Origin of the sequence: Streptomyces sp. NPDC091287, from assembly GCF_044768525.1 — a bacterium.
GTDB lineage: Bacteria > Actinomycetota > Actinomycetes > Streptomycetales > Streptomycetaceae > Streptomyces.
In genome coordinates, this window is sequence record NZ_JBIVUV010000019.1 from 170483 (window position 1) to 196543 (window position 26061).

General features: G+C 71.6%; 22 protein-coding genes. 6 read left to right on the forward strand and 16 right to left on the reverse strand.

Annotation, left to right across the window (positions count from 1 at the left end; translation table 11 throughout):
• Positions 1–19: 19 nt before the first annotated feature.
• From ACIQRW_RS29595 to ACIQRW_RS29605, 3 genes are all read right to left on the reverse strand, one after another.
• Complete coding sequence (locus ACIQRW_RS29595) at positions 20–5149, reverse strand: DNA repair ATPase (protein ID WP_403765790.1); 5130 nt, start codon at positions 5147–5149, stop codon at positions 20–22.
• A gap of 543 nt (positions 5150–5692) precedes the next feature.
• The gene (locus ACIQRW_RS29600; protein WP_403765792.1) at positions 5693–7837 is read right to left on the reverse strand and encodes a flotillin family protein; all 2145 of its coding nucleotides are present in this window, start codon (positions 7835–7837) and stop codon (positions 5693–5695) included.
• A 199-nt stretch (positions 7838–8036) separates the two neighbouring features.
• Positions 8037–8723, reverse strand: a complete 687-nt coding sequence (locus ACIQRW_RS29605; protein WP_403765795.1) for a hypothetical protein — start codon at positions 8721–8723, stop codon at positions 8037–8039.
• Positions 8724–9152: 429 nt separating this feature from the next.
• Between ACIQRW_RS29605 and ACIQRW_RS29610 the strand changes: the two genes are divergently transcribed.
• On the forward strand, positions 9153–10226 hold the full coding sequence (locus ACIQRW_RS29610) for a PucR family transcriptional regulator (protein WP_403765797.1): 1074 nt from the start codon (positions 9153–9155) through the stop codon (positions 10224–10226).
• Between the two features lie 147 nt (positions 10227–10373).
• Here the strand turns inward: ACIQRW_RS29610 and ACIQRW_RS29615 are convergent, their stop codons facing one another.
• The 5 genes from ACIQRW_RS29615 to ACIQRW_RS29635 form a co-directional block, all read right to left on the reverse strand.
• Complete coding sequence (locus tag ACIQRW_RS29615; protein WP_403765800.1) at positions 10374–10829, reverse strand: tellurite resistance TerB family protein; 456 nt, start codon at positions 10827–10829, stop codon at positions 10374–10376.
• Positions 10830–11021: 192 nt separating this feature from the next.
• Positions 11022–12326, reverse strand: a complete 1305-nt coding sequence (locus ACIQRW_RS29620) for a cation:proton antiporter (RefSeq protein WP_403765804.1) — start codon at positions 12324–12326, stop codon at positions 11022–11024.
• Positions 12327–12328: 2 nt separating this feature from the next.
• Positions 12329–12799 carry a cation:proton antiporter regulatory subunit gene (locus ACIQRW_RS29625; protein ID WP_403765807.1) on the reverse strand — a complete coding sequence of 157 codons (471 nt, stop codon included), beginning with the start codon at positions 12797–12799 and terminating at the stop codon, positions 12329–12331.
• A 256-nt stretch (positions 12800–13055) separates the two neighbouring features.
• On the reverse strand, positions 13056–13448 hold the full coding sequence (locus tag ACIQRW_RS29630) for a hypothetical protein (RefSeq protein ID WP_403765810.1): 393 nt from the start codon (positions 13446–13448) through the stop codon (positions 13056–13058).
• 9 nt (positions 13449–13457) lie between these two features.
• Positions 13458–14015, reverse strand: a complete 558-nt coding sequence (locus ACIQRW_RS29635; RefSeq protein ID WP_403765813.1) for a flavoprotein — start codon at positions 14013–14015, stop codon at positions 13458–13460.
• A gap of 161 nt (positions 14016–14176) precedes the next feature.
• Between ACIQRW_RS29635 and ACIQRW_RS29640 the strand changes: the two genes are divergently transcribed.
• Positions 14177–14821 (forward strand): dihydrofolate reductase family protein, encoded by a 645-nt coding sequence (locus tag ACIQRW_RS29640; RefSeq protein WP_403765816.1) that lies wholly within the window; start codon positions 14177–14179, stop codon positions 14819–14821.
• Between the two features lie 48 nt (positions 14822–14869).
• Here the strand turns inward: ACIQRW_RS29640 and ACIQRW_RS29645 are convergent, their stop codons facing one another.
• A complete protein-coding gene (locus ACIQRW_RS29645) occupies positions 14870–15421 on the reverse strand; it encodes a hypothetical protein (RefSeq protein WP_403765819.1) in 552 nt (183 codons plus the stop codon).
• Positions 15422–15963: 542 nt separating this feature from the next.
• Between ACIQRW_RS29645 and ACIQRW_RS29650 the strand changes: the two genes are divergently transcribed.
• A complete protein-coding gene (locus tag ACIQRW_RS29650) occupies positions 15964–17052 on the forward strand; it encodes a hypothetical protein (RefSeq protein ID WP_403765822.1) in 1089 nt (362 codons plus the stop codon).
• Between the two features lie 77 nt (positions 17053–17129).
• Here ACIQRW_RS29650 and ACIQRW_RS29655 read toward each other — a convergent pair whose 3' ends face one another.
• Complete coding sequence (locus tag ACIQRW_RS29655) at positions 17130–17459, reverse strand: hypothetical protein (protein WP_403765825.1); 330 nt, start codon at positions 17457–17459, stop codon at positions 17130–17132.
• Between the two features lie 346 nt (positions 17460–17805).
• On the opposite strand from ACIQRW_RS29655, the gene ACIQRW_RS29660 reads away from it, so the two are divergent.
• On the forward strand, positions 17806–18018 hold the full coding sequence (locus ACIQRW_RS29660) for a hypothetical protein (protein ID WP_403765828.1): 213 nt from the start codon (positions 17806–17808) through the stop codon (positions 18016–18018).
• A gap of 14 nt (positions 18019–18032) precedes the next feature.
• A complete protein-coding gene (locus ACIQRW_RS29665; protein WP_403765831.1) occupies positions 18033–18398 on the forward strand; it encodes a hypothetical protein in 366 nt (121 codons plus the stop codon).
• Between the two features lie 129 nt (positions 18399–18527).
• Here ACIQRW_RS29665 and ACIQRW_RS29670 read toward each other — a convergent pair whose 3' ends face one another.
• The 3 genes from ACIQRW_RS29670 to ACIQRW_RS29680 form a co-directional block, all read right to left on the reverse strand.
• Positions 18528–19202 (reverse strand): hypothetical protein, encoded by a 675-nt coding sequence (locus ACIQRW_RS29670; RefSeq protein ID WP_403765834.1) that lies wholly within the window; start codon positions 19200–19202, stop codon positions 18528–18530.
• Positions 19199–20422, reverse strand: a complete 1224-nt coding sequence (locus ACIQRW_RS29675) for an AAA family ATPase (protein ID WP_403765837.1) — start codon at positions 20420–20422, stop codon at positions 19199–19201. Before ACIQRW_RS29675 ends, ACIQRW_RS29670 begins: the two co-directional genes overlap by 4 nt.
• Before the next feature lie 161 nt (positions 20423–20583).
• Positions 20584–21705: a cobalt-precorrin-5B (C(1))-methyltransferase gene (locus ACIQRW_RS29680; protein WP_403765840.1), complete on the reverse strand. Its 1122-nt coding sequence runs from the start codon at positions 21703–21705 to the stop codon at positions 20584–20586.
• A 17-nt stretch (positions 21706–21722) separates the two neighbouring features.
• Between ACIQRW_RS29680 and ACIQRW_RS29685 the strand changes: the two genes are divergently transcribed.
• The gene (locus ACIQRW_RS29685; RefSeq protein ID WP_403765842.1) at positions 21723–22493 is read left to right on the forward strand and encodes a cobalt-precorrin-6A reductase; all 771 of its coding nucleotides are present in this window, start codon (positions 21723–21725) and stop codon (positions 22491–22493) included.
• Here ACIQRW_RS29685 and ACIQRW_RS29690 read toward each other — a convergent pair.
• The 3 genes from ACIQRW_RS29690 to ACIQRW_RS29700 are packed head-to-tail and all read right to left on the reverse strand — an operon-like array spanning position 22478 to position 26041.
• Positions 22478–23989, reverse strand: a complete 1512-nt coding sequence (locus ACIQRW_RS29690) for a precorrin-2 C(20)-methyltransferase (RefSeq protein ID WP_403765845.1) — start codon at positions 23987–23989, stop codon at positions 22478–22480. The two genes, ACIQRW_RS29685 and ACIQRW_RS29690, sit on opposite strands and share 16 nt — an antisense overlap.
• Positions 23990–24000: 11 nt before the next feature.
• Positions 24001–24627 (reverse strand): precorrin-8X methylmutase, encoded by a 627-nt coding sequence (locus ACIQRW_RS29695; protein ID WP_403765848.1) that lies wholly within the window; start codon positions 24625–24627, stop codon positions 24001–24003.
• Between the two features lie 55 nt (positions 24628–24682).
• The gene (locus ACIQRW_RS29700) at positions 24683–26041 is read right to left on the reverse strand and encodes a cobalamin biosynthesis protein CobG (protein WP_403765851.1); all 1359 of its coding nucleotides are present in this window, start codon (positions 26039–26041) and stop codon (positions 24683–24685) included.
• Between the last annotated feature and the right edge of the window lie 20 nt (positions 26042–26061).

A 26061-nucleotide genomic window follows, 5' to 3' on the forward strand; every position in this document is an offset into this window, starting at 1 on the left:
TCCGGCTCGGTCTTCCCGGTCAGTGTGGAGCGTTGGTGATCTTCGCATGGTGGTTCGGAACCGCCCGGTCGTTCAGCGCGCCCACCGGGGCCTGCGGTCCGCCCACAGGGCTCTGAGTTCCGCCCACCGGGCCCTGCGGTCCGGCTGCCGAGCTCTGGTGCCCGTCCGCCGGCAGGTGCCGGGGGTCCGCCGGCAGGTGCCGGGGGCCCGCCGCGCGCTGGATCGCCGTCTCGACCGCCGCGACCCGGTCCGCGAGCAGACCTAGCGCGGCCACCGCCCGGGTCATGGGGTCGCCGTCCGGGCCGCCGAGCGCCTGCGTGCGGACGTAGGACGCGGTGATCGCCGCCCACCGCTCGGCCTGCTCGGCGGTGAGCGTCCCGCGCAGGGCGGCCAGCTTGAGGAGGTTCGCCTCGGCCCCCGTGGTGAGCGTCTGGGCCTCGCCCGCGTAGTGGTCGTCGACGACGGCGGACAGCTCGTCGTCGTTCATGACGGGCACGATCCGCTCGGCGATCTTGTTCATGTTGCGGTAGGAGCCCTGGAGCCGGAACGGCGGCTCGGTACGCGTGGCGTCCGTCCGCGCGGCCGAGGCGATGTACGCCGCGTTGACCGCGAGCACGGTGTCCCGGGCCGTGAGCAGATGCCGCAGTACCGCCAGGATCCGATCCAACTCGGCAGCGCTGTACGGGTGTTCCAGGTGCTCCGCACGCGCCGCCGGGTCGCTGCCGCCCGCCAGCCGCACCAGCAGCGCCAGGTCGTCCCGGGACCGGGCGGCCAGCGGGGCGAGGACCGGGTTGGCGGTCAGGGCGTTCTCCACGAAGCTCAGCGCGAAGACGTCGTCCCGGCCGCTGAGGACCTCGCCGAGGTTCCAGACGTCGGCCCGGTTGGCGAGCATGTCGGGGATCCGGAACTGCTCGCCGGACTCGGTGTACGGGTTGCCCGCCATGCACACCGCGAACCGTTTGCCGCGCAGGTCGTAGCTGCGCGGCTCGCCGTCCCGCACGCCCTCGATACGGCGGGTGGCGTCGCACAACGGGATGAACTTCTGGAGCAGTTCGGGCGAGGTGTGCTGGATGTCGTCGAGGTAGAGGAGGGTGTTGTTGCCCGCCTCCAGCGCGAAGTTGATCTTCTCGATCTCCTGCCGGGCGGTGGCGCTCGGGGCCCGGTCCGGGTCGAGGGAGGTCACGTCGTGGCCCAGGTTCGGCCCGTTGATCTTGACGAGCGCCATGCCGAGCCGGTCCGCGACGTACTCCATCAGCGTCGTCTTGCCGTAGCCGGGCGGCGAGACGAGCAGCAGCAGCCCCTGCGAGTCGGTGCGCCGGTCGGCGTCGGCGGTGCCGAGCTGCTTGGCCAGGCTGTCGCCGATCAGCGGCAGATACACCTCGTCGAGCAGCCGGTTGCGGACGAACGCCGACATCACGCGCGGCCGGTGGTCGTCCAGCCGTAGCCGCCCGCGCTCGGCGGTCACCAGGGAGGTGCGCAGCCGCTGGTAGGCACGGAAGCCGGGCACGGTGTGCGTGCGGAACTCGGCGGTACGGGCGAGGAGTTCGTCGATCCGTACGGTGAGGGCCCCGCCGCCCGCGATGCGCGCGTGGTCACCGAGGAGGCCCTCCAGGTGCTCGGTGAGCGGCGCGTCGCACGCGTACCGCTCCAGCTCCGGGCAGAGCTCCACCGCCACGGCCTCCGCCAGGTCGCCGCCGCCGAGGCCGGCCCCGCCGCAGGCCCCCGCCGTCTCGGCGTACGGGGCGAGCCAGCCCTCCACGAGTTGCTGCGCGGCGGCCGGGTCGTTGGCGAGGGCCGCGAGGTCGTCCCCGTACGCGTCGGGGCCCACCGCCCGGTGGAAGGCGTCCAGGAAGGCGCGGACGGTGCTGCCCACGACGAATCCGGCGGGCCCGTTCGTCAGTTCCTCGAAGAGATAGGCGGCGACCGCCTCTGGCCGCACCCGGTCGAATGCGGAGGGGGTGTACTCGATCGCCGCCGTCCACTCCTCCTGGAGGGCGTCGATGGCCGGGGACAGGCCGAAGGTGTCGCGGGCGCGCGCCAGGGAGGCTGCACGCCTGGTCCAGGACGTGCGCAGCCGCTCGTCGGCGCCGTACGCCCAGAAGAGCTGGGCCGCCGCGCGGACGGCGGGCTCGTGGCGCAGCAGCCCCGCGTCCGCGTGCAGACGCAGCAGAGCGGCGAGGATCGCGGTGGCGTCCTCGTCGTGGACGCCGCGCGTGTACCCCTCGTCGTACGCCTCCGCAGCCGACTCCCGTACCAGAGTCACGAGTTCGGCATCGGGGAGTGCGGCGAGGTGTCCGGCCCCGTGCTCGTCGAGGAGGCGGGCGGCGAGGTGCTCGGCGCGGTAGACGGAGGCGTTCTCGGAGGGGAGAAGCTGCTCCCAGTACGGCCGGGCCGCCGCGAACGCCGGGTCGGTGACCGGGGCCCGGTAGTCCGTCCCGGTCAGCGCGAAGGCGAGGCGCTGCCCCTGCCCGTTCCGATCCCCGGCGGGCACGAGCGTCAGGTCGAACGGCTGGGTGTTCACGGCGAACCGGTGGCGGCCCAGCCTGATCACGGACCCGCCGTCCGCGTACAGCTCGGTGCGGTCGCGCAGGGCGCGGCCCGCCTCCTGCCGGGCTGCCTTCAGCCGCCCGCCCAGCTCCTCCGCCCGTACGGGATCGCCCAGTTCGCGCAGCTCGTCGGCTGTCCGGCGGACCTTGGCGACCATCGGGTCGGAGGCGAAGTAGGTGTGGACGGCGTCGAGGTCCTCCAGCGAGGCCACCCGCCGGGCGATGGTCTCCAACACCCGGCCCGCGGACCCGGCCAGCCGCTCCGCGCGCCGCGCCCGCTCGTCCTGGAGGGTCTGCTTGCGCGCCGAGAACGCCTCGTACACCTCGGTGCGGCGCTCGGCCAGCTCGGCGAGGAAGTCGTCGAACTCCGCGAACCGCGACTCCAGGTTCTCCAGCTGGAGCAGCAGCCTGGCCAGTTGGTCGTCGCACGTCTCCGGGGTGTCGGCGGCGGCCAGCGCGCCCGTCACCGCCTGCCCGAGCAGCGCGAACTCGGCGGCGAACTCGGCCCGCCCCTCCTTAGACAGCAGCTCCCGGCGGCGTCCGTCGAGCGTGGCGCGGGCCCGGTTCGCGCCGCCCAGCACCTCCGCGATCCGCTCCAGGATCGACGTACGCACGGTGGCGTCGCCGATGTCGAGACCGGTGACGACGTCCGTGACGGTGGCCAGCCCCTCCGTCATCGCGGACAGCCGGTCGGTCACGGCGGACGCGTCCCGGACGGTCTCCAGCGCGCCCGCGTCGGCCATGAGCCCCGCGATGTCCTCGTGATACCCGTCGAACGCGTTCTCGCGGGCGAGGAACGACACGGCCCGCTGGGCGGCGGACGCGATGTCGTCCTCGGTCCGGGCGGACAGCTCCGCGATCCGCTCGCCGTCGGCGTACCGCATGTCGCCGACCGTCGCCAAGTGGCCGTGGAGCGCGCGGAGTTCGGTCAGCCGCTCGACCCAGGCGGACGCCGCCCCGGGAACCTCGCCGCGCACCCGGCGCACCAGCGCGGTGATGCGGGCGGCGGTCTCCTCCAGTGCGTCGGCGGCCCGCCGGGTCAGCTCCTGCACCGCGGTGAACTCGGCCAGCACCTGCTGCGCGGTGGCGCGCAGCTCGCGCAACGGCGCGTCGAGCGACCCCAGTTCGGGATCGGACAACCAGTGGTACCGGTCCTGGGCACGGGCGCAGTCGGCCGCGAGCCGCCCGTAGACGGCGGTCGTCGGCGTCATGTCCCGTACGCCGTGGGCGAGGGCGAGACAGTCGGAGATCCCGCGTACCAGGTCGGCGTTGCCGATCCGGGCGAGCGGGCCGGTCCCGGCGGGGCGGGCGGCGGCGTAGGTGTCGGAGACGTACGGGGTCTCCCAGCGCTGCACGGGGTGCACGCGCGCGGGCCCGTCCGGGGTGTCCCGGAGCAGGACCAGCGTCCCGTCGTCCAGCAGGGCGTGCCCGCGCCCGGTGAGCGGCGTGGCGACCTCCTGACGGATCAGGTTGTAGGGGAGCAGGAGGCTGCGGAGTCCGTCGCGGGAGCGGAAGACGTAGAGCACGTCCTCCCCGTTGGGTGAGCGGACCGCGCCCTCGAAGACCGGTTCGGTCAGCTCCTCGGCGGTGTCGAAGGTCTTCGCGGTGCCGGTGGTGAGGTAGTAGCCGCCGGGGAAGATGATCCCCTGGTCCTCGGGGAGCCGGTGGCAGGACGGGCCGATGCCGTCGAGCCGCTGGACGGTGCCGAGCAGCGAGTTGAAGACCAGGTGCCGCCAGGCGTCCTCCTTGTACGGGCGCACGCGCAGCAGCACCAGCGGCCCGACCTCCGCGTACTCGACGTCGGCGTCGGCCAGCGACTGCAACGGCTCGTCGACGGGCTCCTCGTAGATCCCGTCCGGGGACTCGGTGTCGTCGGTGACCTTGACGGTGAGGGTGCCGCCGAGCGTGTCGACGAAGAGCCCGCCGCCCCTGCCGACGGCGATGTGCGGATGGCGTCCCGGGACGTGGGCCTCCCGCCCGGCCACGGCCCACGCGAAGTCGTGGGAGGGCGGGAAGACGTGGTCGCGCTCGCCCTGTGCGTCGAGGAACGCCCCCGGCGACCCGTCCGGCCCCAGCGCCCAGCGCAGCACCCGGATGTCCTCGGCGTTCTCGCCGGTCCGGAAGACTGCGAGGAGCCTGCCGTCGACGCGGCGCAGCCGCAGCAGGCGGGCGTCGCGGAAGTAGCGGTGGAGGGAGGAGAACTCGCGCCGGAAGCCGTCGTCGTCGAGGAGGGTGGACTCGGCTGCCGGGGCGTCGTCCGCCGGGGCGGAGTCCCGTACGCGGAGTACGTCCTCGACCCCGGCCTCGCCGCGCGCGCCCGGCCCGCGCTCGAAACCGAAGAGCAACTGCCGGCCCACCGCGACGAGGTCACGCGGCACGGAGGGCCGCTCGGTGCGCACCTGCTCGGTGGCCAGCAACCGCAGGCCGGTCGAGCCGAACTCCTCGGTCCGCCGTACGTTGAGCGCCTCGGCCCGCCGCACCAGCTCCCCGGCCTGCGCCGAGAGCCGTCGCCGCAGCACCTCGTAGGCACCGGCGTCCACGTCGGCCGCGGCGCTGGGGGTGTCCTGCGGCGCGGTGGCGGTGGCGGTGGTGTCGCTGTCCATGCGTACGGCTCCCTACGTAGTGCATCGTCTTCGACCGGTCCGGCACCTTCGGCCCGGTAGGGCCGGAGATCCAGCCTGTCCGGCGTTCGAGGACGGGACCCCGGGCTTGGTGGGCCCGCCTTTGAGGTGCGTGGGCGGGTCCGGGATTCCAGCCTGTCCGGCGTTTGAGGACGGGACCCCGGGCTTGGTGGGCCAGCCCTGCAGGTGCGTGGGCGGGTCCGTCGTTCCAGCCTGTCCGGCGTTTGAGGACGGAACCCCGGGCTTGGTGGGCCAGCCCTGCAGGTGCGTGGGCGGGTCCGTCGTTCCAGCCTGTCCGGCGTTTGAGGACGGAACCCCCGGCTCGGTGAGCCAGCCCTGACGGGCAGGTCGGTCCCTGGTGCGCCCACCCCCGTGGGACGCACACGCAGACCGCCGGCCCCCTGGGCTGAGGGTTCCGTCCTCAAGCGCCGGACGGGCTGAGAGTGGCCGCGCTCGTCCGGTCCTGGCCCCCGGGCCGAGTGGCCTGAGGGTTCCGCCCTCGCACGCCGGATGGGGTGGAATGCGCTACCCGAGCGCCCCGACCCCGGCCCCGGCCCCGTTCCGGGACGCGGTCGGGGCCGCCGGAGCCACCGGCGTACCGTTCGTCAGCGACGACACCGGCAGATCCGCCAGCCCCAGCTCCCTCGCCGCCGCCAGCAACTGCTGCACCTGCCCCGACGCCGCCCCCGACGCCCCCGGCCCCATCAGCCGCATCAGCAGCGCCGACACCGTCAGGTTCTGCACATCGCCCGTGGAGAACGACCCCAGCACCCGGCTGATGTCATCGGTGAAGGACGACGAACCGTCCAGCCACGGCCCCGCCAGCGCCTGCGCGGTCCGCGAGTTGTCCACGAATCCGTCCACCGCCTTGCCGAGCGAGATCGACGAGACGAGCCGGTCGAAGAAGACCGAGTCGCCGCCGACGATGTCGATGTCGGCGTTCTCCAGACCCGTCGCCAGGATCGTCGCCTGCGCCTCGGCGACCTGCCGCTGCACGTCGAGACCGGCCAGCCGGATCTCCTTCTCCGCGTCGAGCCGCAGCCGGTACTCCTCGTGCCCGCGCGACGCCTCGTCCAGAGCCGCCATCGCGGCCGCCTTGTCCGTGAGCCCCGCGGCCTCCGCCTTCAGCTTCTCGCCGATGACCGCCGCGTCGGCGGTCGCCTGCGCCCGGGTGCCCTCCGCCGTGGCGAGCGCCTTGAGCCGCGTGCCCTCCGCCTCGGCCTTGAGCCGGGCCGCCGTCGCCTCGGCCTCCGCGAGACCGGCCTTCTCGGTGACGTCCGCCTCCGCGTCCCGTACTTGTACGGCGGCGAGCCCGGGAGCGGCCGTCTCGGCCTGGATGCCCTCGGCGAGCCGCAGCTTGGCCTGCGCGTCGAGGTCCGCGGTCTTGAGCCGGGCCTCGGCGAGCGTGAGCTGCTCGGCCGCCAGGTGGGTGGAGGCCGCCTCCGCGGCCTCGGCCGCCTTGATGTCCTTGACCAGCTTCTCCTGGGCCTCCGCCTCGGCCGCGATGATGACCGACCTGCGGGACCGCTCGGCGTCCTCGACGGCGCGCAGGGTGAGGATCGACTCCTCCTGCTCCGCGACCGTGCGGTCCACCGCTATCCGCTCCCGGATGACGTCGGCGACCTCGCGGCGCTCGGCCTCGACCTCCTTCGTGGCGGCGATGCGGTTCAGCTCGGTCTCGCGCTCGCGCCCGATGACCTCCAGCATCCGGTCCTTCTCGATGCGCTCGCTCTCGACGGCGATGACGCGCTCGCGGTTCTTCTGCGCGACGGCGATCTCCCGCGCCTGGTTCTCGCGCTGGATGCCGAGCTGCTCCTCGGTCTTGATGAACGCGGTCTGCGAACCGAGCCGCTCCTCCTCCTGCACCCGGGCGGTGGCCGCCTCCTCGCGGGCCCGCAGGACCTCGACCTCGCGGCGCTGCTTGATCTCCGCCTCGGCCTGCCGACGCTCCAACTCCAGGATGGTCTCGCGGGCGTCGACGTCCTGCCGGGTGATCTCCTTCTGCTCGGTGCGCTGGAACTCGTTGGTCCGCACGTGCTCGATCGCGGTCAGCTCGGTGATCTTCCGGATGCCCTGGGCGTCCAGGATGTTGGCCCCGTCGAGCTGGGCCATCGGGGTCTGCTCAAGGAAGTCGATCGCGGCGTCGTCGAGGTGGTAGCCGTTCAGGTCGGTGCCGATGACCTGGATGATCCGGTCCCGGAACTCCTCGCGTTTGGTGTACAGGTCGACGAAGTCGAGCTGCTTGCCGACGGTCTTGAGCGCCTCGGAGAACTTCGCGGCGAAGAACTCCTGGATGGCGACCTTGTCGCTGGCCCGTGCCGTGCCGATGGACTGCGCGACCTTGATGACGTCCTCGACGGTCTTGTTGACCCGGACGAAGAAGGTGATCTGGATGTCGGCGCGGATGTTGTCCTGGCAGATCAGCCCCTCGCGCCCGGCGCGGCGGATCTCGATCGTCTTCACCGAGATGTCCATCGTCTCGGCCTTGTGGAGCACGGGCAGGACGACGGCTCCGGTGAAGGTGACGTCGACCTTCTTGGTCTTGGAGATGATCAGTGCCTTGCCCTGCTCGACCTTGCGGAACAGCCGGGTGATGACGAAGGCGATGGCGATGACGATGAGCAGGACAACGGCGATGAGCACGCCGATGCCCAAGGAGATGGCATCCATTGAAGAGTCCTTGGCGGCTTGTCGGTACGGAGAGGGCACAAGCGAAGTAGAGGTGGCCTGCCCGTCACGGGGGCGGGCGGCCGGTGGGCGGCGACGCGGTGGTACCCGGAGGCTTGAAGTCCCGGCGCCCGGAGTCCCGGACGCTTGCAGTCGGTTTCCTGGGAGGCTTGAAGTCGTTGTCCCGGCGGTCCCGGCCGGGTCAGCCGGTCGTCCCGCCCGGCAGCTCGCGCGGTCCGGTGTTCGGACCCGGATCGAGCGCCGCGTCGTAGGGCGAGACCCAGAAGAACTCGCCGTCCTCGTCGTACGCGTAGAGAAGTCCGGAGCCGCCCATGACGAGCGGTGCTTCCTCGGCGGCCGGCCCGGAGAGCCGGGAGGCGGACGGGAACGGCCCGGCCGTGCGGACCTGCACGATGGCCGTCGATCCGTCGTGCGACACGACCTCGGCCTGGCCGAACGTCGCGGTGACGGAGCCGGTGCGGATCGTGCAGACGCTCCCGACGAAGTCCAGCCGAGATGGCGGAGGTTCCGCCGGGAAGTACCGGCGGAAGCGGTGGACGAGGAGGCGGACGGCCGCCCAGGCGAGGAACAGCGACCCGGCGAGTACGGCGACGGCGAGCACGGCGCGGGTGGCGCTGCCGATCTCGCTCCGGTGCAGCAGGACCGTGCCGGTCACGCTGCCGAACCAGGCGAAGACGACCAGCAGGGAGACGGAGACGGAGACAGGGACGCCGCCGAGACCGGCCGGGCCGGTGTCGAGGTCCGCGTCGAAGGAGTCGTGGCCCGCAGCCCCGGCGAGCACCAGCAGCCAGAAGCAGACGACGACCACCAGAGCGGCGCCGAAGACGACGGCGGGGAATCCGAGTGTCGCGCTCAGGAACTCGTCCATCGGTCCCACCCCCTGCGGTTCTGCGCACGGGCCCTGGGGCGGTGCGCGTCCGTGTGATTCGGTACGGGGGCGGCGAGCGGTCGCTCGGCGGCCGGTGTACGGGGCCCGGCGCCGCGGCGTTGTCCGAACCTGCCGCGGCGGCCCGGGCGTTCCCTCGGGACTCCTCCCGCCGGATTCCGGATCCCGACCGTCCCCGATCCCCCGTGGACGGTCCGGGATCCGGGATCCGGGAGGGGCTTCAGCCCCCCTCGTTTCCCGTGCTCCCCCGTGCTTCCCCCGTGTTGTTGCTGACCTGATCGTGTCAGTCGGGACCGGCACAGCGCATTGCCGGAACCCGGCAATCTTTACGCATCACTCATGCCGGGCACCGGCACCGCCCCGTGTGCGTTGGGCAAATGACAAGACTGTTGCAAGGCTGAAGGAGAGTGCGTGGCCGAGCTGAGGATTCCCGAAGAAATGCTGGGCAATTATGCCCACATTCTGGGCGAAGTCGCCCTCACCGGCCGTCGCCTGACCCGTGACGAACTGGAAGCTCGCCGTGCGCTGGGCCGTGCGGCGGCGGACGCGGGTCATCAGCTCCGCGCTCTGGTGACGATGCATCTGGCACAGACGCGTGAGGCCTGGCCACGTGGAGCTGCCGGAAACTCCCCTGCCACGACCGACGCCGTCCTGGCCGCGGTGGAGCAGGCGGTCGACGCGTTCGCCGAGGGCTTCGAGCGGGCCCAGCGGCTCACCGTGCGCCGGGAGGAGGCGGCGCGCCGGGAGTTCATCGACGACCTGCTCTACGGGCGCAGCGATCTGGTGCGCCTCGCGGAGCGGGCGACCCGCTTCGGCCTGCGGCTTTCCCGGGCGCACGCGGTGGCGGTGGCGTCCGGCCCGGAGGCGTACACGGAGACGGACGCGGTGCCGCGCAGTGTGGAGGCGGCGCTGCTGGCTCGGTTCAGCGGCCGCAAGATCCTGCTGACGACGAAGGACGGCCGGATCGTCTGCATCGCACCGGGCAGTCAGCCCGACGTCCTGCGCTACTTCGCCAAGCAGGCGCACGCGGCGACGGACGGCGGCCAGGTCGCGGTCGGCCGCCCGCACAAGGGCCCCGGCGGGGTGGTCCACTCGTACGACGAGGCGCTCGAAGCCCTCGATCTGGCGGACCGGATGGGGATGGACGAGCCCGTGCTGTACGCCTCGGACCTCATGGTCTACCCGGTGCTGACCCGGGACCGGCAGGCGATGGCCGATCTGGTGCGCAGCGAGCTGGGCCCACTCCAGAAGGCGCGGGGCGGCGCGGAACCGCTGCTGAACACGCTGGCCGTCTACTTCGACGCGGGATGCGTCGCCGCCGAGACCGCCCGCCGACTGGCCCTGAGCGTACGGGCGCTGACGTACCGCCTGGAGCGTATCCACCAGTTGACCGGGTCCGACCCTTCGGACCCGATGCACCGTTACAGCCTGCAGACGGCGGTCATCGGGGCCCGGTTGCTGGACTGGCCGGCCAAGGAGCTGTGACGGACGGCGTACGGCTGCATACCGGGGGACGGAAGGTGTGGCCGGGGGTGCTCAGGGGGGTGACGCACCCCCGGCCTGCCGGTGGGGAGGGGACGCGGACCAGCGGTCTGCTGGCCCGCGCGACCGCACCGGCGGTCCTGGTGGGCCCTACAGGTCGAACTCGTGCGGCGGCAGGTCGAGCGCGAAGCACGCCTCCCGCACGACGGCCTGCTCGGACGGGTCGAAGTCGCCGTCGGCGCCGCCGATGACGATGCCGATCTGGACCACGGCACGGGCCTCGGTCGGCTTCTTCTTCGCCTTGGCGATCTCCTGGAGGACGCTGACCTTGCCGAAGGCGAAGTCGGCGGTGAGCTGGTCGACGTAGGTGTTGAAGCGGCGCTGCAGGTCGTCCGCCGGGAAGTTCCGCAGGACGTCGTTGGTCGAGATGAGTGTCGCGACGCGCTGACGCTCCGACGGGTCGATGGAACCGTCGGCGGCGGCGACGAGGGCGCACATGGCCATGCTCGCGTCCCGGAACGACCCCGACTTCAGGTCGTTCTTCTTCGCCTCCAGCTGCGTCTGCATCGACGACGCGGATTCTTTGATGCGATCCCACAGAGCCATGACGTCTCCCTACATTGCGGTGCGAAACATTGCGGTGCGAATCCGGAACCGGCGCAACTCTACAGGTGTGTAGATGTCGATGGTGGGGTGTGGGGTGCGGGGTGCGGGGTGCCTTCGCGACGAAGCCCCCGGACACGGTGAGGGTGTCCGGGGGCTTCGTCGTGGGCCGCGAGCGGCAGAGTCGGGAGGCGGCTACTCGCGCGTCTCGCCCGCCGGTTCGGGGGTGAGATCGTCGTGCGACGGCAGTCGGCGCTCGGGAGCGGACTTCGCGACGGGCTCCTTCTCCGCGCCGCTCGTGCCCTTGCTCTTCCCGTCGCCGCTCTTCCCGTCGCCGTCGCCGCTGCCGCGACGGGCCTCGATCTTCGCCGCGAGGGGCTGCGTCCACCGGGCGGTGAGCGGGCCGACGATGACGAGGATCAGGACGTACGCGGTGGCGATGGGGCCGATGCGCGGCTCGGTGGCCACGGCCAGACCGGCGATGACGATGGAGAACTCACCGCGCGCCACGAGGGTGCCGCCCGCCCGCCAGCGGCCGCGCGAGCCGACCCCGGCGCGCCGGGCCGCGTAGTAGCCGGTGGCGATCTTGGTGAAGGTGGTGACGATGGCCAGCAGGGCCGCGGGCAGCAGCACCGGCGGGATGTCGGCCGGGTTCGTGGAGAGCCCGAAGAAGACGAAGAACACGGCGGCGAACAGGTCCCGCAGCGGGGTGAGCAGCTTGCGGGCGCCCTCGGCGACCTCGCCGGAGAGCGCGATGCCGACGAGGAACGCGCCGACGGCCGCGGACACCTGGAGCTGCTGGGCGACACCGGCGACGAGGACGGTGAGGCCGAGGACGACCAGGAGCAGCATCTCCGGGTTGTCGGAGGAGACCGCGCGGCTGATCAGGCGGCCGTGGCGGAGCGCCAGGTAGAGGACGAATCCGACGGCCCCGAGCGCGATCACGAGCGCGAGGCTGCCGCCGGCCAGGCTGACCCCGGCGAGCATGGCGGTGAGCAGCGGCAGGTACACCGCCATCGCCAGGTCCTCCATGACGAGGACGCCGAGGATGACGGGTGTCTCGCGGTTACCGAGCCGGCCGAGGTCGGTCATGACCTTGGCGATCACCCCGGACGACGAGATCCAGGTGACACCGGCGAGCGCGACCGCGCCCACGGGGCCCCAGCCGAGGATCAGGGCCGCGACGGCTCCGGGTGTCGCGTTGAGCACGAAGTCCACGGCGCCGGACGGGTATTGCGTCTTGAGGCTGGTGACCAGCTCGGACGCGCTGTATTCGAGCCCCAGCAGGAGAAGCAGCAGGATGACGCCGATCTCGGCGCCCACCATGGTGAACTCTTCGCTGGCCTTGAGCGGAATCAGCCCGCCGTGTCCGAACGCCAGCCCGGCGAGGAGGTAGAGCGGGATCGGGGAGAGGCCTATCCGCCCGGCGAACCGTCCCACGAGCCCCAGCCCGAGGATGACGGCTCCCAGCTCCACCAGCAACGCAGTCGTGTCATGCACGGTCAGCCCTCCGCAATGATCTCGGAGAGCGCGTCGACGCCCTCACGCGTACCGACGGCGACGAGGGTGTCCCCGATGGCCAGTCGAAAATCCGGTTCCGGCGACGGGTGCGCGCTGTGGGTGCGCAGCACCGCCACGATGGAGGCCCCGGTCCGTGTCCGTGCCCGCGTCTCCCCCAGCAGCCGCCCGCCGTACGGGGAGCGGGACCCGAGCGGGATGTGCTCGGTGACGAGGTCGATGCCGTCGGTCCGTACGGCGTCGATGGGCGCCGGATCGATGAGGTGCGCGAGCGCGGTGGCCTCGGACGTCGTCAGGGGGACGGAGAGTTGGCACGAATCAGGATCATCCTGATCGTAGAACCCGATGAACCGGCGGCCGTCGTTGTGCACGACGACCGAAATGTGCTGGCCCGTCTCGGTGGTGAAGTCGTACTGAGCACCCACTCCGGGCAGTGACGTGCGGCGGGTTCCCATGGCTTCCTCCCGAGACGTGCGGCGGTGCGCGCACTTGGCGATCTCTTTATCCGGCCATTACCTTATCGGGCGGCGAAAATCGGTCGAGGTGCCGCAGCCGGACGCCGGAAGCCGGACGCCGGAAGCCGGAAGCCATAAGGGTTCGGGCGTCACGCGCTCTCGCTCCGCCCTCAGCACCATGTCCGGAATTCGCCCCTGCTCGTTTGTGTACGAAAGAGGCGGCGTCACGGGCCGGTCGTGCTGTGGGGGGACGGCGTTACCAGAGGTGGAGGAAGCTCCGGACGTCGTCGAGACCGTCGAGTGCCCGGCCGTCCACGTCCGACGGATCCGCCTCCGCGCGCGCGGCCAGCGACCGCACCAGCGCGAGGGCCTCGTCGCTGAGCTTCCCGAACCGGCGTGCCGTGTGCCCGAGACACAGACCTGCCAGCCCGAGCAGCTGGCTGCCTGCCGTGGCGCGCGTCCCGACCTGCACACACCAGTACTCGACGAACTCCCGGTCTTCGTCGTTCAGGGCGCTGCCCACAAGGACACTCGGGGCCTCGATCTCGTCGGCCGCGGGTGCCCGGTCCCGGAGTGCCCGTTCCAATGCCTCGACGACCTCGTCGTGCGGTAGCGCAGGGGGGTTCTGGAAGCTCCGGTGAGTATGCACGCCACGAGACTACGTAGACCGCCCGGACAGCACGGGCGCGAGCAGCTCCAGGGCGTCCTCCCAGGGAAAGGGGGCCGCCTCACCGGACTTGGGCGTGTGCGGGGTGCGGGGGCTGACGAGGACGCCCATGCCGCGCAGCCTCCGCAGGCTCTCGACGTACGCGGGGTGCGCGGCGAGGGATGAGTTCACGGCCGGGAGGACGGCGGTGGGGACACCGAGCCCGTACGCCTCGCAGAGGATGCCGAGGGCAAGGGTGTCCGAGATCCCGGCCGCCCATTTGTTGATGGTGTTGAACGTGGCGGGTGCGACGGCGATGGCATCCGGGTCGGGCAGCGGGCGTGGCTCTCCGGGGGAGCGCCAGGCGGAGCGGACCGGGTATCCGGTCCGGGCCTCGACGGCCGCCGTGTCGAGGAACCCGAGCCCTTGCGGGGTGGCGATGACGCCCACCTCCCAGCCGACGTCCTGCGCGGCGGCGAACAGCCGGTCGGCATCACGGGCGACCCCGGCCGCGCAGACGACGACGTACAGGAACGGCTTACGGGCCGGTCGGCCGGACTGATCGCTCACGAGGACTCCCATGGATCGCTGATGCGCGTGCTGTGTGGTGAGGTGAGGAAAGGAGAGGAAAGGAGAGGAAAGGAGAGGTGATCTCTGCCCTCGACCGATGAGTTTTCCCTCTCGGGAAAGTCTCACCACCGTCGTCGACCGCACAGAAGCAGGAGAAGCACGTGACCCAGCTGCTGAAAGTCCAGAACTTCACGGTGTCGAGCGACGGTATCGCCGCGGGTGAGGAGCAGTCGCTGGAGCGGCCGTTCGGTCACGTCGACCCCGAGCGGCTCTTCTCCTGGGCCGGGGCGACGGCGAGCTGGCCGAACCGCACGGAACCGGGCGGCAGCCGGGGCCTGGACGACTACCTCACGCGGGACTTCGCCCACAACATCGGCGCCGAGATCATGGGCCGTAACAAGTTCGGTCCCCAGCGCGGGCCTTGGGAGAACCACGAGTGGCAGGGCTGGTGGGGCGAGGAGCCCCCCTTCCACACACCAGTGTTCGTGATGACCCACCACGCGCGCCCGACGCTCAAGCTGTCGGACACCACGTTCCACTTCGTCGACGGCGACCCGGCGACGGTCCTCGACCGGGCGCGGGAAGCGGCCGGCGGCAAGGACGTGCGGCTCGGCGGCGGAGTCACCACGATCCGCGAGTTCCTCGACGCGGGCCTGGTCGACACCCTGCACGTGGCGGTCGCGCCGGTGAAGCTGGGCACCGGCCTGCGCCTGTGGGAGTCGCCCGACGAGCTGCTCGACCGGTACCACCTGGAGGTCGTTCCGAGCCCGAGCGGCATGACGCACCACCTGTTCTGGCGGAAGTGAGAAACATGTTGGCCGGCCGCCGGTGAGCTGCGAAGATGCGCCTGTTTCCTATCCGGAGGAAATTTGTTCGTTTTCGTGTGTGCGGGATGCGGTGCCGAGTTGACCATCCCTCCAGCGCGGGGCGTGGTCATCCGGGACGTCCGGAGACGCGAAGTGGAAGGGCACCTGAAGGTGGCTGGCCAGCGCCCGGCCGGCCTCGGCGGCAGCAACGTCAGGGGGAGGGCCCTCGGAGCGGTAGTAGACGGTCGCCAGGCGGCTCTCTCCCTCCGGAGCGTCCAGGACCGCGACCAGGTCCACGAACCAGCCGTGCACGGTGTCGCCGTCCCACACCGCCTCCACCGCTGCCACATGGCCGGGAAGAGCTGCGACCCGGGCTGCGAGCGAGGGGAGATCCAGCGGGTCGGGCGGCGTGTATCTTACGCGGTCGCCCAGGGCCTCGTATCGCGCGTGGACCACCAGTTCGGCCTCGTGCAGGCCGACCCCCAGAGGGCGCAGCGCCTCCCAGACTGACTTGACCGCCGACAGCCGGCGGTCCCGCAGCACGTCGGCATCCACCTCATGGCGGGTCTGTTCCTCCAGGTAGGCCCACCAGTCACTCACTGGGCCACCGGTCGGGATCTCAGGGTGCACGTCATGGGTGCGAACGTACGCCAGGCCTCGGTACCCGCCCGGGCCGCCCCGTCGTTCGGAGTCGCAGTGAACTGATCGCCGAGCCGGCACCACAGAAGTTGAGCCAGAGCCCAATCTCGTGCGCAGAGCCCAATCTCGTGCGCAGAGTCACCCGTTCTGCGCAGAGTCACCCGTTCCCCGAGGAGTTTCCGCCCGCACGGACGTGCTCCTCGTCCCCCGGAATCGCTACGGCTTCCAGTCCAGCAGTTCCCCAACGGCATCCTTTCGTCAGCCCCTTCGCCGGGTCCGTGGCGACCAGCAGCGGTCGTCGTCGCGCATGCGTCCACGGAAGCAGTAAGTCACCTGGTCGGGTGGGGTGTTCCGCCTTTTGGTGCTCGCGCCTTCCCGGCTGCGGTACCGTGATCGCGTCATCACGCTCTGTGTGTACCCGCACATGGGGCGGCCCCCGGTGGTGTTCGTAGCACCGAGCCGAGGGCCTTCACCCAACTAGTGGAAACGCGAGTCCCACCGGGATGCTTTGGCATGCTATCGCGCCCTCTCGGCGCTACACGAAGGCTTCGCACGACGTCGTGCGTCATCCGCGTCTGTGCAGTGACGCGAAGGTTCTGATTCTTTACGTTCAGGGGTTGCCGGACGGCTGTACGGAGCTGGCGTTGTCCGAGCATGCCCGCAAGCTGGGCATCAAGGGGCGGGCGTTCCAGCGGGCCAAGGAGCAGTTGGTCATGTGCGGGTTCGTGCATGAGCGGCGGGTCTGCGGGGAGCGCGGGCGCTGGGTCACCCAGCAGTTGTTCGCCAATGTGCCGTTGACCGAGGCCGAGGTCCTTGGGCTGTGGTGCGACGCGGGTATCGATGCCGGTGTCGATTCCGTGGTCGCCTCGCCTCCGAGTGCGCGGTTTCCGACCGTCGGTCAGCCGAGGGGTCGGACGGTCGGTCATCAACTACCGGTAGACGAAGACCGGGAGAAGAACTCTCCCCACCCACCCACCGAAGTCCCCGACGCCGACGCGGCACAGGTGTTGGAGCCGCTGACCGCCGAAGAGATGGAAGCCGAACGGGTGTTGTTGTCGCTGCGGCATGCGAGCCACGGACTCCGCCTCGGTGTCGCCGAGGCCCGTTCGCTCCTCGCACAGACGGTGGAGTGGCTACGGCGCGGGGTCCCCGGGGGTGAGTTGCGCCGTGTGCTGAGCAGCGATCTGCCGCAGGACGGAGTCCGGTGCGCCGTGGGGTTCCTGCGGCACCGGCTTGAGCAGAAGATGCCCGAAGCCGTCATCTCCGTACGCGCTGTCGAGCCGGCGCGCCCGCCCTCGGACCCGCCGCCCCCGCCCCCGCCTGCCGTTCCCCGGTACGTTGCGCCCCTCGTCACCTGCGCCGGACCCGGGACCGAGCACGTCTTCCGGGCCATGGCCGAGGAGACCGAGTGCCCGGACTGCCAACAGGCCGCCGCCTGGGCCCGCTGGGCCGAACGCCGGGCCGCAGACCTCGGCGTCGACCTCGCCGACGACGCGACCGCCGCCGTGGAGGCCGGGCGCGATCCGAACGGGTGGCGGGGACGGCTCGCTGCGGCTGCGGCGGGGGTGCCCGGGGACCCCGGGGCTTCGTAGCGGTCTCTGCCGCAACCGGCGGGAACTGGTGGGCTCATCATGCATTCGGGCGGAGTACGGTCGGCCGCGCCTCGCGATCAACTGGTGCGTGAGGCCGTTTTCTGCGCACCTTCCCAGGTGTGCTGCTGGATATGGCCGGCGAAGAGGCAGCAGCCGTCTCTGTTCCTGCCGGTGCCCAGCGCCGGGCAGTCCGGGAGGGTGACCACCTCCATCTCGCCCCTTCCGTACCAGCGCAGCCACAGCGCGGCCCCGTACTCGTCGAGTTCGGTGAGGAAGCCGTAGTGCTCGTCGCCCTCGTGGGGGGACAGATGGCACCGGACGGCTCTGTCCAGGTGCCCACCCGGTGCCTTGCTTCGTGCCTCCCGAGCCAGGTCGAGCGGCAGACGGTGCCAGTGGGCGCACTGCATCACGACAACCTCGCGGGCGGGTCTTCGGGGCGGGGCGTTCGAGAAGAACAGCGGAGGCAGTCGCAGGGAGGAAGGGCAGCCGGGTTCCGTACAGGCCGAGACCTATGCGGCTCTTGGAAACCTGGACGCGTGTGAGCGCGCGATGGGGCGCGCCGAGGCCGTTCGTGATCTCGCCTCGGACAGCGTCAACGGGGGATGGCTCCGGTTCGACGGCGCGCGCCTGGCCGAGGAACGGGGATCTTGCTACGTACAACTCGGGCGCCTGGATCTGGCGGAGGACGCGCTGACGCGAGCGTTGGAGCAGACAGCCCTGTCACCCGGTCAGTCCTATCGGCGCAGGGGCGCAGTGCTGACGGACCTGGCGGCGATCGGGGCGAGGCGTCGAGACCCTGAGCAGGGCATCGCGTACGGCAGGGAGGCCATCGCCCTGGCGCGATCCTCCGGATCCGGATACGTCGTCCGTAGACTCCGAAAGCTGTACGGCGAGTTCGGTCCCCTGAGCCGTGACCACCGCGTGGCGGCGCTGGGGGCGGACATCGCCGCGCTGAGTACACCGTGACGAGAGGGGATGGCATGTCGCAGACCGAGGGTGCACGACTGTTCCGGGAAGCCTGGATCGCGGGAGTGCGGCGCCATTTCCCCGGTGAGCCGAAGGCCGGTTACGTCACCCCGTGGGAGGACACCCCGCAGTGGGAGCGCGAAGCGGCCGGGGCTGTGTACGAGCAGGTGCGCCAGTTCGTCGAGATCAGCGGAGGGCATGCTTCCCGGCTTTCACGTGAACAGCGCGGGCGCTTCGTCGCTACCTGCTGGACGGCCCAGATGTTCAAGCACTTCGATGATCCCAAGCCGGGCTACGTCGCGGACTGGCCCGACCTTCCGGCCTGGCAGCGGGAAACCGACGCGGACATTTTCGATGCCATCGAGAAGGGACAGCCCTGAGCCGACCGGTCGGTGTTCTGCGTCAGGTCCGGCCTGTGCCCGTGCGTAGCCGGGGGCCTGGCCTGACGGTACGCGTGCGAGAAGGCCGATGGGGGCAGGCAGCGGAGCGGCCCCGGGGCAAGGGCAAGGTCAGCGACCGGGCGGGCGGGGAACCTTCCAGTCGCGGATGTCCGCGATGAATTCCTGGTAGGAGCGATTCGACCCCTCGGGCTCGGTGAGCAACCCTTGCGCCAGAGCTGCCGACACGATCTCCGGGCCGTCGCTCTCCCTGAAGCGCGGGCTCGTGAGGAGACCTTCGAGATCTTCCTTCGGGTTCTGGCGACGCCCGCTGTCCTTGCCTTTCCACGTCGCTGGAATCTTCCAGGAAGCCCGGTGGAGCGTGAACGCCTCGGGAAAGAGAAGGAGCCAGGCTTCGGACTCGGCGGCGGCGAGCGCGTATACGGATGAGGAGTCGCCGGCGGCCTTGCCCAGCGCGGCCGAGACAGCCTTTCGCGCGGCGTCGTAAGCAGGGCCGGGGCAGGCATCCATGTCTTCGTGCACGGCGATCCCGACGAACTCGCCCGCCTTCAGACGGGCCTTGCCGCGCGCCTTGCTGACCAGGGTGTTCGCTGCTGTGGCCAGTTCAGCGCCCGACTTCTTCCGCAGCCGCACGGGATCGGTGATCTCGGTGAGGGTGACGGCAGCGGCAAGGGCCGGATGGGCTGCCTTGATGAACGCGGCCAGCATGCGGCGATCGTTCGCGCTCTCGCCCGCAAGCACGACGATGCCCCGGCCGAACGGCTTCGATATCCGCCTGCGACTCACAGCTCGTCCTCTGTCAGGTCGCCCCCCAGCACGCCGGAGAACCACAGCTCGCCGAGCGGCTGGTCACCTGTCTCCGCAACGATCGTCCGGATCTCGGTCGTAGTCAGGGCGGGAATGATGGACGCTCCGTCTTCGTCCCGGTCGCACACGATGAACTCGTGAGGTTCCAGTCGGTCGACGAGTGCGGGAGAGTGCGTCGCCACGATGAACTGTGTTCGCGCCGAGGCTTCCCTCATTCGCTCAACAATGAGTTCCAGAGCCTGGGGGTGGAGGCCGTGGTCGATCTCTTCGACGCACGTCAGGGCCGGTGGTTGAGGGTCGTAGAGCATGGCCAGGAGACCCAGAAGGCGTACTGTCCCGAACGAGGCATCCGCCAGCGGAGTGGGCCGGCGCAGCCCGCGTTCGCGAAGCACCACCGCCAGGCGATCGGCGAAGCCCCCGACCTGCTCGAACTCGATGGCATCCAGTTGCGGAAGAACGCGGCGGGCATCGTGTGTCAGATGCTCCCAACGTTCCTCGTCGGTGCTGAGCTGGATCAGGAACGCCGCAAGGTTCTTCGCGTGCGGCTCCAGACGACCGGCCTTGATCGAGTGGGTGCGTGTTGGCTGTCGAGCAGCAGTGACGTCCACGTCGAAGACCCTGAAGGACGACAAGCGCTCGGCAACCCTCGCCACTTCCTCCCCACCGTCCGACCGTCCCAGCCGAGGCAGGGTGGACAGGCCGCTGCTCAGCCGTTGGATACCGAACTTGCCTCCGTCGGACTCACGACCGGCCCTCTTGTCCACGACTCGGGCTTCATCGCCGGAAATCGTGATCCGGCGGCCCCGGCCCTGAGTTCGCTTGAACTGGAAGCTCTCTTGGCGTGACAAGGTGTAGGAATCGCTGCGGCCAGGCATGGAGCGCCTGCGAATGGTCAGCGAGTACTCGTCCGGAGCTTTCGCGCTCGCATGCGTGGTCCAGTCCGCTTTGAGGCGAATCGCCAGGGAAGTGGGCGGTTTTTCGCCTCCCCAGAAGGCTACTTCGTCGAATCCGCCGCGCTCGTCGAGCGCCGGCTGCAGATCGGTCCGGATGATCGCAGCAAGAAAGTCGAACACCTTGAGTACGTTCGACTTGCCCACCCCGTTGGGGCCCACCAGGACGGTGAGCGGTCCGAGGGGGATCGTCACATCGCGCAGGCTGCGGAAGTTCTCGACGTGTAGTTCCAGAAGACGGCCGGACATGGAATGAACCTATCGGGTAGCAGATCGCCGGGCGGCGTAAGTGCCCTGAGGAAACAGCGTCCAGCCTGATACGCCCAGGTTGCAACAGCTTCCGTGCAGCGTAGACCGTGCGGCTGACACCCTCGATCGCGCGAAGCGTCGGGGCCCGCTGCTCCGTCGTCCTACCCCCGCCCCACCACCACCCCCGCCCGGTCGATGCAGATCACGTCCACCTCCACCGGTGCGCCTCGCAGGACGGACAGCGCCTCGTCGCGGGCTCGGGCGGCGACCAGGTCGCCGAGGGGGACGCCCGCCGCTTCGCAGAGGCGCAGGGCCTCCAGGCCGGTGTTGGCGGTGGTGATGCGGGAAGCCAGCTCCTCGTTCGCCCCGCCCGTCCGGGCCAGGTCGGCCAGGAAGGGCTTGTCGACCTGGGAGCGGGCCGAGTGGAGGTCCAGGTGGCCCGCCGCCAGTTTGGAGAGCTTGGCGAAGCCGCCGCAGATCGTGAGGCGGGGGACGGGATGGCGGCGTACGTATTTCAGGACCGCGCCCGCGAAGTCGCCCATGTCCAGCAGGGCGATGTCCGGCAGGCCGTACTCCGACACCACCGTCTTCTCCGATGTCGAGCCCGTGCAGCCCGCCACGTGGGTCAGGCCCGCCGCCCGCGCCACGTCCACGCCCCGGCGGATCGAGTCGATCCACGCCGAGCAGGAGTAGGGGACGACCACACCCGTGGTGCCCAGGATCGACAGGCCTCCCAGGATGCCGAGTCGGCCGTTCCACGTCGAGCGGGCGATCTCCTCGCCGTGGTCGACCGAGACCGTGATCTCCACGTCCCCCGTCCCGCCGTGCTCCGCCGCCACCCGCTCCACGTGCTCGCGCATCAGTTGGCGCGGGACCGGGTTCACCGCGGGCTCGCCGACGTCCAGGGGCAGGCCGGGGAGGGTGACCGTGCCCACGCCCGGGCCCGCCCGGAACACCACGCCGGAACCGGGCGGCAGTCTCCGTACGGTCGACCGGACCAGTGCCCCGTGCGTCACGTCCGGGTCGTCGCCCGCGTCCTTCACCACGCCGGCCGTCGCCACCGCCTCACCCGGTCCGGCCGTCAGCTCCTCCACCGCCAGCGCGAACGCCGGTGTCTGGCCCTTCGGCAGGATGATGGTCACCGGGTCCGGGAAGTCGCCGGTCAGCAGTGCCGTGTACGCGGCCGTCGTCGCCGCAGTCGCACAGGAGCCGGTCGTCCAGCCGGGGCGCAGGCCGGTGTGTTTGAGTTGGGCACTGCGACCGCCCCGCGCCTCAGCGTTCATGAGAGAAGTCCGTTCCGATGCCTGTGCCGCTTGTGCATGTTCTTGTTCTGGGGGGTACGACCGAGGCGCGCCGGCTGGCGGAGCACCTGGTCGCCCATGACCCGGGGCTCCGGGTGACCACCTCGCTCGCCGGGCGCGTCTCCGCTCCCCGGCTGCCGCCCGGTGACGTGCGCGTCGGCGGGTTCGGGGGGCCCGAAGGGCTCGCCGCCTGGGTGCGTGACCACGGTGTGGACGCCCTCGTCGATGCCACCCACCCCTTCGCCGCGACCATGAGCCGGAACGCGGCCGAGGCCGCCGCTCAGGCCCATGTTCCTCTCCTCGCTCTCCGCCGGCCCGGCTGGGTCGCCCAGGACGGTGACCGCTGGCACACCGCCGGGTCGCTCGCCGAGGCCGCCGAGCTGCTGCCCGCGCTGGGGGAGCGGGTCTTCCTCACCACCGGGCGGATGGGGCTCGCCGCCTTCGCGGGAGCGGGACTCGACGCGCTGTGGTTCCTCGTGCGGTCCGTCGACGCTCCCGAGCCGCCCTGTCCGGCCCGGATGGAGGTCCTGCTCGACCGGGGGCCGTTCGACCTCCGGGGCGAGCGGGAGCTGCTCCGCCGCCATCGGATCGATGTGCTCGTCACCAAGGACAGCGGCGGGGACGCCACCGCCCCCAAGCTCACCGCCGCCCGCGAAGCGGGAGTTCCCGTCGTCGTGGTCCGGCGGCCACCGGTACCGGAAGGGGTGCCGGTGGCCCGTACGCCCGACGAGGCCGTGCGCTGGGTACGGAAGCTCTACGCCTCCGGGTAGCGGCGCGGCGTCCACACGATGGACCGGCCTGGGCCGGAACCGCCCCGCTCGACCCACCGGGTCTGCGACGAGCCCACGATCAGCAGGGTCCGCATGTCCACCTCCGCCGGGTCGACGTCGGCCAGCCGCACCGTGCGTACGCTCTCCGTCGGGCCGCCCACATCGCGCGCCAGCACCACCGGGGTGTCCGGCGAGCGGTGCTCCAGGAGCAGGTCGCGGGCCTTGCCGACCTGCCACGTACGGGACTTGGAGCCCGGGTTGTACAGGGCCAGCACCAGGTCCGCCGAGGCCGCCGCGCGCAGGCGCTCCGCGATGACCTCCCACGGCTTGAGCCGGTCCGAGAGGGAGATCGTGGCGTAGTCGTGGCCCAGTGGCGCACCCGCGCGGGCCGCCGCCGCGTTGGCCGCGGTGACGCCGGGCAGGACCCGCACGGGGATGTCCGCGTACGCGTCCTGCGAGGCCACCTCCAGCACCGCCGTCGCCATCGCGAAGACCCCGGGGTCGCCGCCGGAGACCACCGCGACCCGGTGGCCCCGCCGGGCCAGGTCCAGGGCGAACTCGGCGCGCTCCGACTCCACCTTGTTGTCCGAGCCGTGCCGCGCCTGGCCCGGACGGACCGGCACCCGGTCCAGGTAGGTCGTGTAGCCGACCACGGCGTCGGCGGCGGCGAGGGCTCCGCGGGTCTCCGGCGTCAGCCACAGCGGGCCCGCCGGTCCGGTGCCCACGACCACGACCTCGCCGTCGGCCTTTCCGGACGGGCGCGGCGCGTCGACGCGGCTCGGCAGCACTGCCACCGAGAAGTACGGGACGGACGCCGGGTCGATGTCCGCCAGGTCGCCCGTGCGCTCCCCGGCCATCGTCGCCCGCTCCACGTACCGGGCCTCCGCCAGCCTTCCCGACGCCTCGAACGCCCCGCGCACCGCCGGGAACGTACGCCCCAGCTTCATCACCACGGCCGTGTCCGTGGCGGCGAGACGGGCCGTCAGCTCCTCCTCCGGGAGGGTGCCGGGGAGGATCGTCAGGATCTCCTCGCCCTCGACCAGGGGGGTGCCGAGGCGGGCCGCCGCCGCGCTGACGGACGTCACGCCCGGGATGACCTCGGTGGTGTAGCGGTCGGCCAGGCGCTTGTGCATGTGCATGTACGAGCCGTAGAACATCGGGTCGCCCTCGGCGAGCACCGCGACGGCTCGGCCCGCGTCCAGGTGCGCCGCGAGACGGGCCGCGGCCTTCTCGTAGAACTCCTCCAGCGCGCCCCGGTAGCCGCCCGGGTGGTCCGTGGTCTCCGTCGTGACGGGGTAGACCAGGGGCTCCTCGATGTGGTCGGGCCGCAGGTGCGCCGCCGCGATGGACCGGGCGATCGAGCGGCCGTGCCGGGCGCTGTGGTAGGCGACGACGTCGGCCTCGCCGATGGCCCGGACGGCCCGCAGCGTCATCAGGTCCGGGTCGCCGGGGCCGAGCCCGACGCCGTAGAGCCTGCCGGTACTGGTGTCTTTCACCGGAGAAGTCACTACTCTTCCTCGCTCGCGATGGCGTTGAGCGCCGCGGCCGCTATCGCGCTGCCGCCGCGCCGGCCCCGGATGATCAGGTGCTCCAGGCCCGACGGGTGCTCGGCCAGCGCCTCCTTGGACTCCATCGCGCCGACGAAGCCGACCGGGACGCCGATGACGGCGGCGGGGCGCGGGGCGCCCTCCTCGATCATCTCCAGCAGGCGGAACAGGGCGGTCGGGGCGTTGCCGACCGCGACGACCGCCCCCTCCATCCGGTCCCGCCACAGCTCCAGGGCCGCCGCGCTGCGCGTGGTCCCCATCTTCGCGGCCAGCTCTGGCACGGACGGGTCGGACAGTGTGCACACCACGTCGTTGCCGGCGGGCAGCCGCTTGCGGGTGACCCCGCTGGCCACCATCGCCACGTCGCAGAGGATCGGAGCGCCGGACCGCAGGGCCGCGCGGGCGTCGGCCACGGCGTTCGGTGAGAAGGCGAGGTCGCGTACGAGGTCGACCATGCCGCAGGCGTGGATCATGCGGACGGCGACCTGGCTCACGTCGGCGGGCAGCCCGGCCAGATCCGCCTCCGCGCGGATGGTGGCGAAGGACTGGCGGTAGATCGCCGGTCCGTCCTTCTCGTACTGGTGCACAGTGCTGTCGCTTTCTTCTGCCGGTTGCTGGGGAGGGGAAGCTGGGGGAGCGTGCTCAGGCGCGGGCCGCGGCGACCGCCGCGGCGAGTTCCGCCGGGTTGTCGCGGACCGCCGCCCGGGGGTCACGGTGTTCGCCCCGTACGTGCGAGATCCGGTGCCCGTCGGGCGTGACGACCACGTCGATCCACTCCCCGTGGGGGTGGCCGCAGCGGCGCTCGCACCCGGACCAGTACACAGGGAGCCGCCCGACCGGCCCGACAGCGGCCCCCGCTTCGGCCCGCACGTCGGACAGCGACTTCGCGCAGCCGGGGTGGCCGATGCAGGCGCCGACGCCGGTCCACGGGGAGTCCGGGCCGGTGATCAGCCCGGCTGCCGCCAGGGCGTCGAGCGCCTCTGCCGCGTGCCCGGACTGCCCGGACTGCCCGGACTGCCTGGAAGGTCCGGACTGCCCGAAGGGTTCGAGCGGTTCGAAAGGGCCGGGGATGACGATCCCGCGCCACGGGGTGAGCCGCAGTTCGTTCCCGTACCGCTCGTTCCCGAAGCGCCGGGCCGTTTCGGTGAGCAGCCGCCACTGGGCGGGGGCGAGCCGCCCCAGCGGTACGCCGACGCTGATCGCGGTCGTGGTGCCGTGCGGTGCGGTGACGAGACCCGGCTCCGGAGCCTTCGGCGCCCGCGGACGAGGGCGGTGGGCGGTCGGGCCCGCCGCCGTCCCGATGGTGCGGACCAGCGCGGCGCGTACGTCGTCGGGGAGGTCCTTCACGCGCCACGCGCCGGAGCCCCGGGCGGCGCGGAGGAATGCCTCGGCGGCCAGGAGCGCGGCGCGCGGGCCGTCCGCCGCCGGCAGCCGGAACACCTCGTCGGCGGCCCCGACCCGCAGGAGGCAGTCACCGCCCTCCGCGATCAGCGTCACGTCCGCGCCCAGCGCGTCCACGTCACCGCGGCCCGCGTCGAGGGCGAAGAGGAAGCGGCCGGAGAGCGCGGCGGCGGCGGCCGACCCGCACACCAGGCCGTCCAGCTCGGACAACCAGCCGCTGACCGAGGGCGATCCGTCGAGTCCGGCGAGCGGCGAGGCCACGATGTTGCGGGCCCGCTCGTGCGCGGCGGACGGCAGCAGCCCGGCGGCGCCGAGCAGTTCGGCCGGCCCGCCGCCGCACTCCGCGTCGAGACCGCGCAGCTGTACGTTGCCCCGCGAGGTGAGATGCAGCTCACCGTCCCCGAACCGGCCGGCCACCGCGAGCAGCGTGTCCGCCCGGTCCGCGCTCAGCACCCCGCCGGGGACGCGTACCCGGGCCAGCGCACCGTCGTCGGCCCGGTGCAGCCGCAGCGTCCCCGGGCAGGCGTCGCCGCCGTCGCGGGGGGATGGGCCGCCCACGGAAAGGGGCGAGGGGGCGGAATCGGGCATGGCGGCGAGCATACCGACCGGGCCGGTCCCCT

Excerpts from the sequence above, each read along its gene's own strand:
- ACIQRW_RS29595 (WP_403765790.1), bottom strand. The coding sequence starts at position 5,149 with ATGGACAGCGACACCACCGCCACCGCCACCGCGCCGCAGGACACCCCC.
- ACIQRW_RS29600 (WP_403765792.1), bottom strand. The coding sequence starts at position 7,837 with ATGGATGCCATCTCCTTGGGCATCGGCGTGCTCATCGCCGTTGTCCTG.
- ACIQRW_RS29605 (WP_403765795.1), bottom strand. The coding sequence starts at position 8,723 with ATGGACGAGTTCCTGAGCGCGACACTCGGATTCCCCGCCGTCGTCTTC.
- ACIQRW_RS29615 (WP_403765800.1), bottom strand. The coding sequence starts at position 10,829 with ATGGCTCTGTGGGATCGCATCAAAGAATCCGCGTCGTCGATGCAGACG.
- ACIQRW_RS29625 (WP_403765807.1), bottom strand. The coding sequence starts at position 12,799 with ATGGGAACCCGCCGCACGTCACTGCCCGGAGTGGGTGCTCAGTACGAC.
- ACIQRW_RS29650 (WP_403765822.1), top strand. The coding sequence starts at position 15,964 with ATGCTTTGGCATGCTATCGCGCCCTCTCGGCGCTACACGAAGGCTTCG.
- ACIQRW_RS29655 (WP_403765825.1), bottom strand. The coding sequence starts at position 17,459 with ATGCAGTGCGCCCACTGGCACCGTCTGCCGCTCGACCTGGCTCGGGAG.
- ACIQRW_RS29665 (WP_403765831.1), top strand. The coding sequence starts at position 18,033 with ATGTCGCAGACCGAGGGTGCACGACTGTTCCGGGAAGCCTGGATCGCG.
- ACIQRW_RS29675 (WP_403765837.1), bottom strand. The coding sequence starts at position 20,422 with ATGTCCGGCCGTCTTCTGGAACTACACGTCGAGAACTTCCGCAGCCTG.
- ACIQRW_RS29680 (WP_403765840.1), bottom strand. The coding sequence starts at position 21,705 with ATGAACGCTGAGGCGCGGGGCGGTCGCAGTGCCCAACTCAAACACACC.
- ACIQRW_RS29685 (WP_403765842.1), top strand. The coding sequence starts at position 21,723 with ATGCCTGTGCCGCTTGTGCATGTTCTTGTTCTGGGGGGTACGACCGAG.
- ACIQRW_RS29700 (WP_403765851.1), bottom strand. The coding sequence starts at position 26,041 with ATGCTCGCCGCCATGCCCGATTCCGCCCCCTCGCCCCTTTCCGTGGGC.